Origin of the sequence: Solilutibacter silvestris, assembly GCF_002895945.1 — a bacterium.
Classification (GTDB): Bacteria; Pseudomonadota; Gammaproteobacteria; order Xanthomonadales; family Xanthomonadaceae; genus Solilutibacter; species Solilutibacter silvestris.
Genome location: NZ_NPZB01000001.1, coordinates 657023 through 670753, shown reverse-complemented (window position 1 = coordinate 670753; position 13731 = coordinate 657023). Strand labels below are relative to the sequence as shown.

General features: G+C 65.8%; 13 protein-coding genes. 10 read left to right on the top strand and 3 right to left on the bottom strand.

All coding sequences use genetic code 11. From position 1 onward, the window contains the following. Nucleotides 1–44 precede the first annotated feature (44 nt). The 3 genes from Lysil_RS02985 to Lysil_RS02975 are packed head-to-tail and all read left to right on the top strand — an operon-like array spanning nt 45 to nt 2550. On the top strand, nt 45–1265 hold the full coding sequence (locus tag Lysil_RS02985; RefSeq protein WP_103074075.1) for an aminotransferase class I/II-fold pyridoxal phosphate-dependent enzyme: 1221 nt from the start codon (nt 45–47) through the stop codon (nt 1263–1265). Then, nucleotides 1265–1876 (top strand): SGNH/GDSL hydrolase family protein, encoded by a 612-nt coding sequence (locus tag Lysil_RS02980; RefSeq protein ID WP_103074946.1) that lies wholly within the window; start codon nt 1265–1267, stop codon nt 1874–1876. The genes Lysil_RS02985 and Lysil_RS02980 overlap by 1 nt, the downstream gene beginning before the upstream one ends. After that, nucleotides 1873–2550, top strand: coding sequence for a class I SAM-dependent methyltransferase (locus tag Lysil_RS02975; RefSeq protein ID WP_103074074.1), 678 nt, complete (start codon nt 1873–1875; stop codon nt 2548–2550). Before Lysil_RS02980 ends, Lysil_RS02975 begins: the two co-directional genes overlap by 4 nt. Here the strand turns inward: Lysil_RS02975 and Lysil_RS02970 are convergent. Continuing rightward, complete coding sequence (locus Lysil_RS02970) at nt 2528–3334, bottom strand: polysaccharide deacetylase family protein (RefSeq protein ID WP_103074073.1); 807 nt, start codon at nt 3332–3334, stop codon at nt 2528–2530. The genes Lysil_RS02975 and Lysil_RS02970 overlap by 23 nt on opposite strands. A 72-nt stretch (nt 3335–3406) precedes the next feature. Here Lysil_RS02970 and grxD point away from each other — a divergent pair, with 72 nt between their 5' ends. Together grxD and Lysil_RS02960 are read left to right on the top strand one after the other, a co-directional pair. After that, on the top strand, nt 3407–4330 hold the full coding sequence (gene grxD / locus Lysil_RS02965) for a Grx4 family monothiol glutaredoxin (RefSeq protein ID WP_103074945.1): 924 nt from the start codon (nt 3407–3409) through the stop codon (nt 4328–4330). 1 nt (nt 4331) lies between these two features. Beyond that, nucleotides 4332–5570 carry an FAD-dependent oxidoreductase gene (locus Lysil_RS02960; protein ID WP_103074072.1) on the top strand — a complete coding sequence of 413 codons (1239 nt, stop codon included), beginning with the start codon at nt 4332–4334 and terminating at the stop codon, nt 5568–5570. Here Lysil_RS02960 and Lysil_RS02955 read toward each other — a convergent pair. Next, nucleotides 5567–6109: a DUF924 family protein gene (locus Lysil_RS02955; RefSeq protein WP_103074071.1), complete on the bottom strand. Its 543-nt coding sequence runs from the start codon at nt 6107–6109 to the stop codon at nt 5567–5569. The two genes, Lysil_RS02960 and Lysil_RS02955, sit on opposite strands and share 4 nt — an antisense overlap. 112 nt (nt 6110–6221) lie before the next feature. Here Lysil_RS02955 and Lysil_RS02950 point away from each other — a divergent pair, with 112 nt between their 5' ends. The 5 genes from Lysil_RS02950 (at nt 6222) to Lysil_RS02930 (ending at nt 11078) form a co-directional block, all read left to right on the top strand. Continuing rightward, on the top strand, nt 6222–7637 hold the full coding sequence (locus Lysil_RS02950; protein WP_103074070.1) for an amidohydrolase: 1416 nt from the start codon (nt 6222–6224) through the stop codon (nt 7635–7637). Beyond that, nucleotides 7634–8902 (top strand): amidohydrolase family protein, encoded by a 1269-nt coding sequence (locus tag Lysil_RS02945; protein ID WP_103074069.1) that lies wholly within the window; start codon nt 7634–7636, stop codon nt 8900–8902. The genes Lysil_RS02950 and Lysil_RS02945 overlap by 4 nt, the downstream gene beginning before the upstream one ends. A gap of 121 nt (nt 8903–9023) precedes the next feature. Continuing rightward, nucleotides 9024–9968 (top strand): DegV family protein, encoded by a 945-nt coding sequence (locus Lysil_RS02940; protein WP_103074944.1) that lies wholly within the window; start codon nt 9024–9026, stop codon nt 9966–9968. 76 nt (nt 9969–10044) lie between these two features. Further along, nucleotides 10045–10386 carry a hypothetical protein gene (locus Lysil_RS02935; protein WP_103074943.1) on the top strand — a complete coding sequence of 114 codons (342 nt, stop codon included), beginning with the start codon at nt 10045–10047 and terminating at the stop codon, nt 10384–10386. A 26-nt stretch (nt 10387–10412) separates the two neighbouring features. Next, complete coding sequence (locus Lysil_RS02930) at nt 10413–11078, top strand: Dph6-related ATP pyrophosphatase (RefSeq protein ID WP_240600046.1); 666 nt, start codon at nt 10413–10415, stop codon at nt 11076–11078. Nucleotides 11079–11090: 12 nt separating this feature from the next. On the opposite strand, the gene Lysil_RS02925 is transcribed toward Lysil_RS02930, so the two are convergent. Next, nucleotides 11091–13727, bottom strand: a complete 2637-nt coding sequence (locus tag Lysil_RS02925) for a phosphoenolpyruvate carboxylase (RefSeq protein ID WP_103074068.1) — start codon at nt 13725–13727, stop codon at nt 11091–11093. Nucleotides 13728–13731: the final 4 nt, after the last annotated feature.

Genomic DNA, 13731 nt, shown 5'->3' with positions numbered 1-13731 from the left:
TTTCCGCTAGTCTGTGGAATTCGTGCCCCCAATCGTGTGTGTTGATGTCGCTCCCCACCCGCCAGCGCCTCTCGGAAGTGCGCTATGAAATCCGCGGCGAACTGGCCCGCCGTGCCCGCGAACTGGAAGCGCAGGGTCGCAGCCTGATCAAGCTCAACATCGGCAATCCCGGAGCCTTCGGCTTCCGCGCGCCGGAACATTTGCAGCAGGCGATCGCCGGCCGGATCGCCCAGACCGATCCCTACACCCACCAGCAGGGCCTGCCGGAGGCGCGCGAAGCCATCGCTGCGCACCATGCCGCCCGTGGCACCCCGGGCGCCAGCGCCGATCGTGTCTTCATCGGCAATGGCGTCAGCGAACTGATCGACATCTCGCTGCGTGCGCTGCTCAATCCCGGCGACGAGGTGCTGCTGCCCTCGCCCGACTATCCGCTGTGGAGCGCCGCGACCATCCTCAACGATGGCCGCCCGGTGTACTACCAGTGCCTGCCGGAGAATGGCTTCCTGCCCGATCCCGACGAGATCGAGCAACTGGTGTCGTCGCGCACCCGCGCGATCGTGCTGATCAATCCCAACAATCCGACCGGCGCCAACTATCCACCGGAACTGGTCGCGCGCATCGTCGCGATCGCCGAGCGCCATGGCCTGTTGCTGATGGCCGATGAAATCTACGATCACATCCTCTACGACGGCGCGATCTTCCAGCCGTTGGCACCGTTGGCCGGCGACGTGCCCTGCGTGTCGTTCGGCGGCTTGTCGAAAGTGCATCGCGCCTGCGGCTGGCGCGTCGGCTGGGCGGTGCTCTCTGGCCATCGCGACAAGATGCGCGACTACAGCGCCGCGATGGACCTGCTCGGCGCGCTGCGCCTGTGCGCCAACGTGCCGGGACAGTTCGCGATCGATGCCGCGCTCAACGGCCAGGACACCATCTCGCCGCTGTGCAGCCCGGGCGGACGCTTGTACGAAACCCGCCGTGCCTTGATCGAAAGCTGCGCCGCCAGCCCGCACCTGCAACTGGTGGCGCCGCAGGGCGCGCTGTACGGATTCCCGGCCGTGGTCGGGCCGGCCGCGCACGCCTTCGACGATCACGCCTTCGCGCTGGAATTGCTGGAAAGCGAGGACGTGCTGATCGTGCCGGGTTCGAGCTTCAATGTGCCGTATCGCAATCACTTCCGGGTGACGCTGTTGCCACAACCCGATGCCATGCGCGAGGTCTTCGCCCGCGTCGATCGCGTGCTGTCGCGACGCGCGGCCATCGCTGCGTGATTCATTACCTGGCGCTCGGCGACAGCTACACCATCGGCGAGGGCGTTGCGGAACACGGGCGCTGGCCCGTGCAACTGGCCGACGCGTTGCGTCGCGAAGGTATCGCGATCAGCGATCCGCGCATCATCGCCACCACGGGCTGGACGACGAGCGAGCTCTCGGCAGCGATGGCTGCTGAAGAACCACTCGGCAAGAACTGGGGATTGGTGACGCTGCTGATCGGCGTCAACAACCAGTATCGCGGCGAACACCTAGACGACTACCGGCGCGAATTCACCGTCCTGCTTGATCGCGCCATCGCCTGCGCCGACGGGCGCGCATCACGCGTGCTGGTGCCATCGATCCCCGATTGGGGCGTGACACCCCATGCGCGTCGCGAAAGCCGCGATCGGGCGCAGATCGCCCGCGACATCGACGCCTTCAACGCCACTGCACATGCCGTGTGCGACAACCGAGGCGTGACTTTCATCGACATCACCGCGATCTCTCGCCGCCATGGTGGCGAATCCGACATGTTGGCCAACGATGGACTGCATCCCTCCGCCGCGATGTATGGACTGTGGACAGGATTGATCCTGCCCGTCGCACGCGACCGTCTGCGCAACGGATGAACGCAGCGATCGACGCCGGTGTCATCGCCCGCGCCTATCTGGCGCCGGAACGTCCGTTCGATCGCTGGCACGCCAATTACGCGCGCTGGAAACTGGCACGCGACCCGCTCTATCCCGGCGTATTGCCGTTGCTGCGTGACGATCCACAGCCGCTGCTCGATCTCGGCTGCGGCATCGGCCTGCTCGCCCACGTGTTGCGCGGCGCCGGCGCGGCGCAAGCCTATCGCGGCGTCGATTTCGATGCGGCGAAGATCGCCCGTGCCCGCGATGCGGCGATACGCCGGCAGCTGCAAGACGTGACATTCGACACCGCCGATCTATCGCTGGGCGTGCCCGCGCATCGCGGTTCGGTGACGATCCTCGACATGCTGCAATACTTGCCGGGACCACTGCAGGCAAACGTGGTGAGCGGCGCGATTTCCTGCCTTGTTCCCGGCGCGCAACTGCTGATCCGCACCGGAATCGAAGATGCCAGCACGCGCAGCCGCATCACCGATGCCGTCGATCGCATCGGCCATCGCATCGGCTGGATGCGCAGCACGCCGCAACGCTATCCGCGCCGCGAAGTGTTGACGGCGATGCTGGAATCGGCGGGATTGCAGGTGGAATGGCGGCCGCACCTCGGCGGCAACCTGTTCAACAACTGGCTGGTCAGCGCGCGACGTCCGGCGTAATCGTCGCCAACTGCTCGGGCAACACCGCGCGAAAACCCATCGCATCAAGCCGCTGCAACACTTCGCGCAGGATGTCGATGTTGTGGCCGTGCGCCGCGCCTTCGTGGAGCAACACGATCGCGCCCGGCGCGAGATCGCGCTCGATGCGCGCAACGACGCTTGCCACGTTGCCGGCAACGCCGTCATAGCCGCGCGCTGTCCACGCCACGCGCGCGAGCCCGAGATCACGCAACGGTGCCGCAACGAACGGATTGGCCATGCCGACCACCGCGCGGAACCAGATCGGCGCGATTCCGGTGATCGATCGCAGGATGTCCTGGCAACGGGTGATTTCCGCGCGCATCCGCCGCGGACCCAGCGCCCAGAAGTGACTGGCGGGATGGCTGCAGCTGTGGTTGCCGATACCGTGCCCGCGTCGAACGATCTCGCGGATCAGTTCGGGATGCGCAGCCGCGCGATCTCCGACCACGAAGAAGGTGGCTTTGGCGTCGTGCGCGTCCAGCAGATCGAGCATCGCCATCGTTTCGTTCGACGGACCATCGTCGATGGTCAGCCACACCACCCGTTCGTGCGTGGGCAATCGCGCGAGGCAGGGTGAATAGAACTGCGAACGCGGATACATCGCGCCCCACCAGAACAGTGCATGGCTGGCGAACATGCACGGCAGGCCGATCCGCCAGCCCAATCGCCACCACAGCCACGCGACCAGCAATTGCGACGCGACCAGCCACGCCCACCAGCGCTGGGGATGGCGCGGAACCAGTCGTGAATGGAGATCATTCATCCAGTGATGATCGCATGCGGGCGATACCGCCCCTTCATTACAATGGCGCATCTGCTCCCCCGGAACACCGCCATGTCGCTCGATCCCGCCATCCTCAGCCGCATCCAGTCGCTGCTCGATTCCAACCGCATGGTGCTGTTCATGAAGGGCAGTCCAGACGCGCCGCAATGCGGCTTCTCGGCGAAGGCCGTGGCAACGCTCGACGAGATGGGCGCCGAATATGCGCACATCAACGTGCTCGCCGACGCCGACATCCGCGAAGGCATCAAGCTCTATGGCGACTGGCCGACGATCCCGCAGTTGTACGTCGGTGGTGAACTGCTGGGCGGCAGCGACATCATCGTGCAGATGGCCGGCAGCGGCGAACTGCAACGCCTGCTCGGCCTGCCGGAACCGGATCGCACGCCACCATCGATTGAAGTCAGCGCCGCTGCGCTCGACATGTTGCGTGGCGCGATCGCCAATGCCGGCGGCGGACTCGCCGTGGTGGTCGCGGTGGACAAGCAATACCGCACGCAGCTCCAGCTGGCGCCAGCCGATCCCGCCGGCATCGCCATCGAAGTCGAAGGCGTGCGCTTCCAGTTCGATGGCGCATCGGCACGCCGCGCCAATGGCCTGCAGATCGATTTCGCCAACGATCATCGCGGCCGCGGCCTGATGGTGGAACATCCGCTGGCGCCGCCTGCGGTACGCGCGATCACGCCTGTCGATGCCGGCGAGCGAGCGCACAAGGGCGAACTGATCGTGGTCGATGTGCGGCCGGCGGACGAACGCGCGTTGGCCGCCGCGCCGGTTTCGGTGCGCACCATCGACGATGGCATCGATGCCCTCGCCGCGTTGCCGCGCGATACTGCGCTCGCCTTCCTCTGCCATCACGGCGGACGCAGCGCGCAGGCGGCGGAACATTTCCGCGGCCTCGGCTTCCGCGAGGTCTACAACATCCACGGTGGCATCGACGCCTGGGCCGACGCCGATCCGGCAATCGCGCGTTACTGACATGGCCGCGCCGCGCCGATTGCAGGTGCGGTGCTGCATCGCCGGCGGCGGACCGGCGGGAATGATGCTCGGCCTGCTGCTGGCACGCGGCGGGGTCGATGTCGTCGTGCTGGAGAAACACGGCGATTTCCTCCGTGATTTCCGCGGCGACACCGTGCATCCGTCGACGCTCGACATCCTGCGCCAGATCGGATTGCTCGACGCCTTCCTGCGCATCCCGCATCGTCGTGAACAGACCATCGCCATCCGTTTCGCCGATGGCACGATCGATCTTGGCGATTTCCGTGGACTGCAACCATTCGACTATCTGGCGCTGGCGCCGCAGTGGGATTTCCTCGATCTGCTGGCCGATGCGGCGCGCGCCTGTCCGAATTTCTCGTTGCGCATGCGCAGCGAAGCAACCGGCCTGTTGCATGACGCCAACGGCCGCGTCAGCGGCGTGCAGGCGCACGATGTCGACGGCGAACTGGAGATCAATGCCGATCTGGTGATCGCTTGCGATGGTCGCGGCTCGATATTGCGCGATGCCGCTGGACTCGCGGTCGAAACCTTCGGCGCACCGATGGACGTGCTGTGGTTCCGCCTGCCACGACTGGCGACGGATCCCGACCAGACCCAGGGCATTCCCGCGCGCGGACGCCTGCTGGTGATGCTCGATCGCAACGACTATTGGCAGTGCGCCTACCTGATCGCCAAGGGCAGCGACGCGCTGGTGCGCGCCCATCCCCTGCAAACGTTCCGCGACCTGGTCGCGCCGCTGCTGCCGTTCGCGCCCGCGCGCATGGATGCATTGCAGGGTTGGAGCGAGGTGAAGACGCTGGAAGTGCGGATCGATCGCCTGCAACGCTGGAATGTTCCCGGTCTGCTGTTCATCGGCGATGCCGCCCACGCGATGTCGCCGATCGGCGGCGTTGGCATCAATCTCGCGATCCAGGATGCCGTCGCCACGGCAAACCTGCTCGGCCCGATGCTGGCCGGTACCGCCGCGATCGACGATACGCAACTCGCGCGCGTGCAACACCGGCGCCTGTGGCCAACGCAGGTGATCCAGGGTGTGCAGCGCATCGCACAGGCGCGGGTGATCGCACCGTTGCTGGACAACACCGCCGCCGGCGGTTTGCTGCGTGCGCCGGCGCTACTGCGTTTCGCCAGCCGTTTTCTTGCATTCCGGCATCTTCCCGCGCGCCTGTTCGGCTACGGCATCCGCCGCGAGCGCGTGCAGTTCGGTGCGCGAGGCTAGAATCCGCCGCCCGCGTCCAGCCACGCCTGTTCTTCCGGTGTATTCGTGCGTCCCAGTGCAGCATTGCGATGCGGGAAGCGCCCGAAGCGCGCGATCACCCCGCGATGCGCCGTGGCGTAGCCGAGCAATCCTTTGTCGCCGAGCGCGCCGAACAGTTCCAGCGAGCGATCCTGATCCGCCGGCGCCTCCGAATGTTCGAACGGCATGTAGAAGAAGAATCGCAACCGCGGATCGGCGCGGCTGTCGAATCCGGCGGAGATCGCAGCGGACGCATGCAGGCGCGCCAGGCCATCGGTCGCGAAGGCATGGCCGCTGCCGCGAAAGATGTTGCGCGGGAGTTGATCGAGCAACAGGATCAATGCCAATGCGGAATCTGGTTCCGTCATCCACGCATCCAGTTCGCGCCGCGCGGCGGCGAGATGGGCCTCGCCCAACGTCGAACGGCAGGTCGCGTCGAATCCAGCACCACCCCGGAACCATTTGCCGGGGCCGGCGTCACGCCAGAAACGCATGACCTCGGCGGGATCGTGGTTCGTCATCGTGGTATCTCGTGGTGATCGCAACCAGTGTGCCACCGCGGCCATGACTTCCGTCATGTAGCCGCCCCATCATCGTCGCGCTACGGTTCCGGGATCCCTTGGGAGAGTTCCGATGCGCATCCTGCTTGCCGCCGCCGCGGCAACCTTGCTGGCCGCCTGCGCCAGTCAGCCGGCGAAATCCGGTTCGACATCATCCAATTCGACATCCACGGCGTCGAAACCGGCATCTTTCATCGATGATCCCTATCCCAGCACTTACCAGCGCATCCCCTCGCCGCCGGTACTGATCAGCAACGCCACCGTGCTCGACGGCGCCGGACAGCGCCTCGATGGCGCGAGCGTGCTGATGCGCGATGGCAAGATCGTCGCGGTCGGCACCACGATCGACGATATTCCCGCCGATGCCATCCACGTCGACGGCAGCGGCAAGTGGGTGACGCCCGGCATCATCGACATCCATTCGCACCTCGGCGTGTACGCCAGTCCCGGCGTGTCCGCGAACAGCGACGGCAACGAGGCCACCGCGCCAGTGACGGCGCAAGTGTGGGCCGAACACTCGATCTGGCCGCAGGATCCCGGCTTCCTCACCGCGCTCGCCGGCGGCATCACCTCACTGCAGGTATTGCCGGGCTCGGCCAACCTGATCGGTGGGCGTGGCGTCACCCTCAAGAACATTCCATCCACCACCTACCAGGCGATGAAATTCCCGGGCGCGCCGTGGGGCCTGAAGATGGCCTGCGGCGAGAATCCGAAACGCGTGTACGGGGAGAAGGGCGGCCCATCGACACGCATGGGCAACGTCGCCGGTTATCGCGCGGCGTTCGCCGATGCCGCCGAATACATGAAGAAGCGCAAGGGTGGCGACGCCGGCAAGCGCGATTTCAAGAACGACACGTTGGCGGGGGCGATCAATGGCGATATCCGCGTGCACATCCACTGCTATCGCGCCGATGAAATGACCACGATGATCGATCTCGCGAAAGAGTTCGGCTTCAAGATCAGCGCGTTCCATCATGGCGTCGAGGCCTACAAGATCGCCGACCGTCTCGCCGCCGAAGGCATTTGCGGCGCTTTGTGGGCCGACTGGTGGGGCTTCAAGATGGAGAGCTTCGACGGCATCCAGGAAAACATCGTGATGGTCGATCGCGCGAAGAACGGTTGCGCGATCGTCCATAGCGATTCCGAGGAAGGCATCCAGCGCCTCAACCAGGAGGCTGCGAAGGCGATGGCGAACGGACATCGCATCGGCATCGACATCCCGCCCGAACGCGCGATCCGCTGGATCACCGCGAATCCGGCGAAGGCGATGGGCATCGACGCCATGACCGGCACGCTGGAAGCCGGCAAGATGGCCGACGTGGTGGTGTGGAACGGCAATCCCTTCAGCAGTTACGCGCAGGCCGAACAGGTCTACATCGATGGCGCGCGACTGTACGATCGCCGCGATCCGCAACGACAACCTAAATCGGATTTCATGCTTGGCCAGGACCTGCTCCTGAACGATGCGAAGCAAGGCGGTGCGCGATGAACCGCTTCATCCTCACGATCGCACTCGTCACCCTCCCCGGCAGCGCGTCCGCACAAGACGTGCTGATCCGCAACGCCACCGTGCACACCGCGACCGCGCAGGGCACGCTGCAGAACGCCGACGTGCTGGTGCGCCACGGCCGCATCGCCGCCATCGGCCACGGCTTGAACGGCGCTGGCGCAACGGTGGTCGATGCCGCCGGCAAACCGCTGACACCGGCGTTGTTCGCCGGCATCAACGATATCGGCGTGGAGGAAGTGAGCGGCGAATCGACGACGGTCGACAGCCACATCGGGTTGGCCGGCGGCAAGGACATGTCGGTGCGTCCGGAATTCGATGTCACCACGGCCTACAACCCGGAGTCGGTGCTGATCCCGGTGGCACGGGTCGAAGGCTTCGGCTGGACGATGGTCTCGGCCAATCCCGGCAGCGGCGGTTCGCTGATTGGCGGCCAGGGCGGCGCATTCCGTTTCGACGGCAGCCTCGACCCCATCGGTGGCCGCGTCCTGTTCGTCACCCTCGGTGGTGATTCCGCCAACCTCACCGGCGGTTCGCGCGCCGGCGAATGGATGATCCTCGACCAGTTGATCGACGAAGCGCGCGGACGCATTCCCGCCGATTCCAAGTTCGCGCTGCTGACGCCGGCCGGTCGCGTCGCGATGGCGAAGTATTTCGGCGGTGGCGGACGCGTCGCCGTCACCATCCAGCGCGCATCCGACATTCGCCGCCTGTTGCGCTGGGCGAAACAGCGCCATGTCCGCATCGCGCTGGTCGGCGCCAGCGAAGGCTGGGAAGTGGCGAGCGAAATCGCCGCCGCCAAGGTGCCGGTGTTCGTCGATGCGCTGGTCGATCTCCCCGCCGATTTCGACCAGATCGGCGCAACGATGCAGAACGCCGCGCGCCTGCGCGCCGCCGGTGTCGATGTCGGTTTCTACCTCAGCAGCGATGCCTCGCATTACGCGCGCAAATTGCGCCAGCTGGCCGGCAATGCCGTCGCCAACGGCATGCGCTGGGACGATGCGCTGGCCGGCTTGACCCGCGTGCCGGCGCAGGCGTTCGGACTGGAGAACGAAGTCGGCAGTATTGCCGTGGGCCGCCGCGCCGACCTGGCGTTGTGGACGGGCGATCCGCTCGACGTCGCCAACACCGCCAGCCAGTTGTGGCTGGATGGTCGTGCCGTGCCGATGGTGTCGCGCCAGAGCGAGCTGCGCGATCGCTACCTGCATCGCGACGAATCGCCATTGCCGCCGGCCTATTCGCGCTGAATCCGGAACTGTGACGCAGGCCAGCATTTGACGGCTGCGTCACCGCGCTACTATCCAATATCAGGGAGGATGCGCCAGGCGCAGCGTTGTTCGCATCCATGACTCGAATGAGGTGATGGACATGCGAACCGGTTTTCTCGTTGATGCCACCTGCGATCTGCCCGATCGCTTTTTTTCGTCCGGCGACGTGATGGTGATGCCGATCGCGGTCCGCCTCGGCGATCACATCACCACCGACCAGCGCAACGATGAAGTGACGCTGGGTTTCCTCGACAGCGGGATCGCCGCGGGCGCCAGCGAGGCCGAAACCAGCGCGCTCAGCGTCGAGCAGATCCGCGCCCTGTTCCTCGAACGACTGGTGATGGAATACGACTACGTGTTCTGCCTGACCGTGACGCGCGGCCGCAGCCCGATCTTCGAACACGCCACCCAGGCGAGCTTCAGCATCCTCAACGAATACCGGCCGATGCGCGAAGCCGCGGGCAAGACCTCGCCGTTCTCGCTGCGCGTCCTCGATACCGGCAGCCTGTTCGCCGGCCAGGGCATCCCGGTCGCCGCCGGCGTGGCGATGAATGCCACCGGCGACAATCCGCCAGTGATGCGCGCCCGCATCGAGCACATCGCCAAGAACACCCATTCCTATGCCATCGCGCCCGACCTGTACTATCTGCGCAGCCGCGCGCGCGCCAAGGGCGATCGCAGCGTCGGCCTGGTCAGCGCGATGCTCGGCAGTGCGCTCGACATCAAGCCAATCCTGTACTGCAACCAGGGCAATACCCGACCGGTGGCCAAGGTGCGTGGCTTCGAAGCCGCGGTCGAGAAACTGTTCACCGATACCGCCAACGAAGTGCAGCGCGGCATTTCGGTTCCCATGTTGACGCTCAGTTTCGGCGGGCCGCTCGAACAACTGCATGCGTTCCCCGGCTACGACAACCTCGTGCTCGCCTGCCAGAACAACGGCGTGGAATTGCTGGAATCGCTGATGAGCCTGACCGGCATCATCAACCTCGGCGCGGGCGCTGTCTCGCTGGGCTTCGCCAGCGAACGCAAGCCGCTGCTGTCATGAGACCTGTCGTCCTGACCTCACGACGAACAAACGCTGCGCGAGTATGCTGGCGCGAACGCGACGCCCAAGGATGCCGATGGCCACCCGTTTTTACCTGACCCTGCCAGATCCCGAGCTCGCTCGCGGCAAGAATGGCTTCGGTTTCCACTCCCATGGCGCGGCCGGATTCGCGCAGGAACTGCAGGACGCCTTGCGCAACAACACGCTGTTCAAGAAGTGGCGCAACCAGCAGGACGATCCCGATGCCATCGATCCGATGATGGGTGCGACCGATCCCGATGCCACCGTGACCGGCGAACAACGCGACCTGCATATCGATCTGGTCGCCACCACCGTGCTGAAGGGCGACGTGCTGAAGCATCGCCTGAGCCTGCTCGCCGGTTCGCACTGGCAGCTGCGCGACGTCACCGCAGCCTGAGCGCGCCAACGACAATCCGGCCACTGGTGCTGTCCTGGAGTGGCGGCAAGGATTCAGCGTGGACGCTGCACGTACTGCGACAACGCCGCGATATCGAAGTCGTCGCGCTGCTGACCACGCTCACGCAAGGCTACGATCGCATCTCGATGCAGGGCATCCGCCGCGACGTGCTGCACGCGCAGGCACAGGCCGCCGGACTGCCGGTGATCGAGGTATGGATACCGCAGCAATCGGACAACACGACTTACGAAGCCAGTTTCGCCGGCGCGCTGGATGAAGCGCAGCGTCGCTGGCCCGGCATTCGCGACATCGCCTTCGGCGATCTCTTCCTCGCCGATATCCGTTCCTGGCGCGAGTCGTTGTGCGCGCGACTCGGCTGGAACGCGCATTTCCCGTTGTTCGGCAGCGATACCGCCACGTTGGGCCGCGCGATGATCGCCGGCGGATTGCGCGCCCATCTGTGCTGTGTCGACACCACCCAACTCGATGGCGACTTCTCCGGGCGTGCCTATGACGCGGCGCTGCTGGATGAGCTCCCCGCCGCCTGCGATCCCTGTGGCGAACGCGGCGAATTCCACACCGTGGTGTCCGCCGGGCCGATGTTCGATCGGCCACTGGCACTGCAGCGCGGCGACAGCGTGTTGCGTGATGGCCGCTTCAACTACAGCGATTTCCTGCTCGCCGACGATTGATCGCCGCGCGCTTCAACCCGTGTGCTGGATGCCGGCAGCGATGCCGTTCACCGTTTCCTTCAGCGCAATGAACAGTGCATCGTCCTCGCGATCGCCCGCGCGCCAGCGCCGCAGCAGATCGACTTGCAAGAGACTGATCGGATCGACATAGGGATTGCGCAAGCGGATCGCCAGGCGCAGGCGATAGTCGTCTGCCAGCAATGCATCCTTGCCGCGCAGGCGCAGGAGCGCGCCGCAGGCACGCGCGTATTCGTCGCGAATGCGCGCGAAATAGCCGGCGCCGGCGCTGCCTGCAAGGCGCGAATAGCATTCGAAGATGTCCATGTCCGCCGTCGCCAGCGCGACTTCGAGATCGCCCAGCGTCGCGGCGAAGAACGGCCAGTCGCGCGCCATCGTTGCCATCGCTTCCAGTCCGTATTCGGCGATGCCGCGCTCCAGTGCGATGCCGACGCCATACCAGCCGGTGAGCTGCGAACGGTTCTGCGACCACGCGAAGACCCACGGGATTGCCCGCAACTGGTCGATGCCGCCATCGCGGCGGCGCGACGGTCGCGACCCGAACTGCAAGCGCTCGATCACGTCGATCGGCGTCGCCGCACGGAAATACTCGACGAAGCCGTGGTCCTCGTGCACCAAGGCGCGGTAGTGCGCACGGGCGTTATCGGCCAGCGCCGTGATCATCATCCGCCACGCGTCCTCGCGTCCATCGGGCGAGCGTGGGCGCAGGCTCGCCTGCAAGACCGCGCCGGTGAGCTGTTCGAGATTGCGCAGCGCCAACGCTCGAATGCCGTACTTGCGATGGATCACTTCACCCTGCTCGGTCAGGCGCATCGCGCCTTCCACCGAGCCGCGCGGCGCGGCAATCACCGCACGCACCGAATTGCCGCCGCCGCGACTCACGGTGCCGCCGCGGCCATGGAAGAACACGATGCGCACGCCGGTTTCGTTCGCCAGTTCGGTCAGCACGCGCTGCGTGCGCTGCAAGTTCCAGCGCGATGACAGCATGCCGCCGTCCTTGGCGCTGTCGGAATAGCCGAGCATCACCATCTGGCGATTGCCGCGCGTTTCCAGGTGGCGGCGATAAACCGGATCGGCGAACAACGCGCGCATCACCTCGGGTGCGGCGCGCAAGTCATCAATGGTTTCGAACAGCGGCGCGACATCGATCGGAATGCAACCTTCCTCGACGCATCCTGCCAGCCGCGCCAGCGTCAACACCGCGAGCACATCCGCGGCAGAGCGCGTCATGCTGATGATGTACGGACCAAAGGCACGCGTCCCGTAGCGTGCACGCGCTTCGTGCATGGCGGCGAACACGGCAAGCGTCGATACCGCAACCTCGGAAGTGGGCGACGCCAGCGCCGCCTCATGCACCGCGGAATCCTGGCGCAGATCGAGCGCGGCGAGATGGAAGCCGAAGCTGCGCGCACGCACGCGCACCCGCCACAACGCCTCGCTGCCGGCGTGTTCGCCACGGCCGGCGCGCAAGCTGGCATCGATCAGGTCGAGATCGGCGATGAACTCGTCGGCACCGGCATACGCGCCCGGCGCTTCCTCCATCGTCGCCGCCAGTCGCGCATCGACGAGATGCAGCAGCTGGCGATAGGGCATGTCGTCGTAGCGCGCGCTCAGGGTCGGCGCGGCATCCGGCAACAACGCCTTGCAAGCACTAATGCGTTCGCGCAATTCAGGGGACACTTCGGCGCGATCCAGGGTCTGCGTCAGCACCTTGTCGAGCGTACGCAGGTCACGGCGGTACAACGTCAGCACGCGCCGACGCTGCGATGCCAATGTCGCGCGCAGCGTTTCCGCGCCGACATTGGGATTGCCGTCCATATCGCCGCCGACCCAGGTGGCGAAGCGCAGGAACTCGCCCGGCTCCACCGCCTTGCCCCAGGTCTCCTCGATCGCGCTCGCGAATTCGCGATGCAGCGCCGGCAACACGCGATACAACACTTCACCGAGGTAGAAACCGACATGCGCGGTTTCGTCGGCGACGGTCGGGCGCAGCGGCGAGGCTTCGGCGGTCTGCCATGCGGTGGTCAGTGCCTGGCGGATGCGCGCGACGTCACCATCGCGCTCGTCGGGCGTGCGCGTGCGATCGATGTCGGCGACGAGGCGACGGACGATGTCGTGCTCCTTGTCGAGCAAGGCACGGCGCACGCTTTCGGTGGGATGCGCGGTCAACACCGGCTCGATCCGCAATACCGGAAGCAGGTGTTCGAGATCGGTCAACGTCACCCCATCTCCCTGCAACTGTGCGCATGTCGACGCCAGGCTGCCCGGCTGCGCGCCACCGCCGGCACGCTGGTAATCGCGCCGACGACGGATACGATGCACGCGTTCGGCAAGATTGATCGCGCGGAAATAGGTGGCGAACGCGCGCGCCAGCGCTTCGGCATCCGTGGTCGAGACCTGTTGCAATCGCGCCGTCAGCGCATCGACCGGCAAACCGCGTTCGCGCCGCGCGATGGCTTCGCGCCGCAACGTCTCGACGTTATCGAAGAATGCCGGCGACGTCTGGTCGGCCAGCATTTCACCGACCAATGCGCCCAGTTTTCGGACATCGTCACGCAGCAAGGTGTCGGTGTCGGCGAAGCGCAGCGAATCGCGCAACGGGGTGTCGCTAGCGGGGGTCGAAGATTCCATCCTG

Excerpts from the sequence above, each read along its gene's own strand:
- Lysil_RS02985 (WP_103074075.1), top strand. The coding sequence starts at position 45 with ATGTCGCTCCCCACCCGCCAGCGCCTCTCGGAAGTGCGCTATGAAATC.
- Lysil_RS02975 (WP_103074074.1), top strand. The coding sequence starts at position 1,873 with ATGAACGCAGCGATCGACGCCGGTGTCATCGCCCGCGCCTATCTGGCG.
- Lysil_RS02970 (WP_103074073.1), bottom strand. The coding sequence starts at position 3,334 with ATGAATGATCTCCATTCACGACTGGTTCCGCGCCATCCCCAGCGCTGG.
- grxD (WP_103074945.1), top strand. The coding sequence starts at position 3,407 with ATGTCGCTCGATCCCGCCATCCTCAGCCGCATCCAGTCGCTGCTCGAT.
- Lysil_RS02960 (WP_103074072.1), top strand. The coding sequence starts at position 4,332 with ATGGCCGCGCCGCGCCGATTGCAGGTGCGGTGCTGCATCGCCGGCGGC.
- Lysil_RS02955 (WP_103074071.1), bottom strand. The coding sequence starts at position 6,109 with ATGACGAACCACGATCCCGCCGAGGTCATGCGTTTCTGGCGTGACGCC.
- Lysil_RS02950 (WP_103074070.1), top strand. The coding sequence starts at position 6,222 with ATGCGCATCCTGCTTGCCGCCGCCGCGGCAACCTTGCTGGCCGCCTGC.
- Lysil_RS02945 (WP_103074069.1), top strand. The coding sequence starts at position 7,634 with ATGAACCGCTTCATCCTCACGATCGCACTCGTCACCCTCCCCGGCAGC.
- Lysil_RS02940 (WP_103074944.1), top strand. The coding sequence starts at position 9,024 with ATGCGAACCGGTTTTCTCGTTGATGCCACCTGCGATCTGCCCGATCGC.
- Lysil_RS02935 (WP_103074943.1), top strand. The coding sequence starts at position 10,045 with ATGGCCACCCGTTTTTACCTGACCCTGCCAGATCCCGAGCTCGCTCGC.
- Lysil_RS02925 (WP_103074068.1), bottom strand. The coding sequence starts at position 13,727 with ATGGAATCTTCGACCCCCGCTAGCGACACCCCGTTGCGCGATTCGCTG.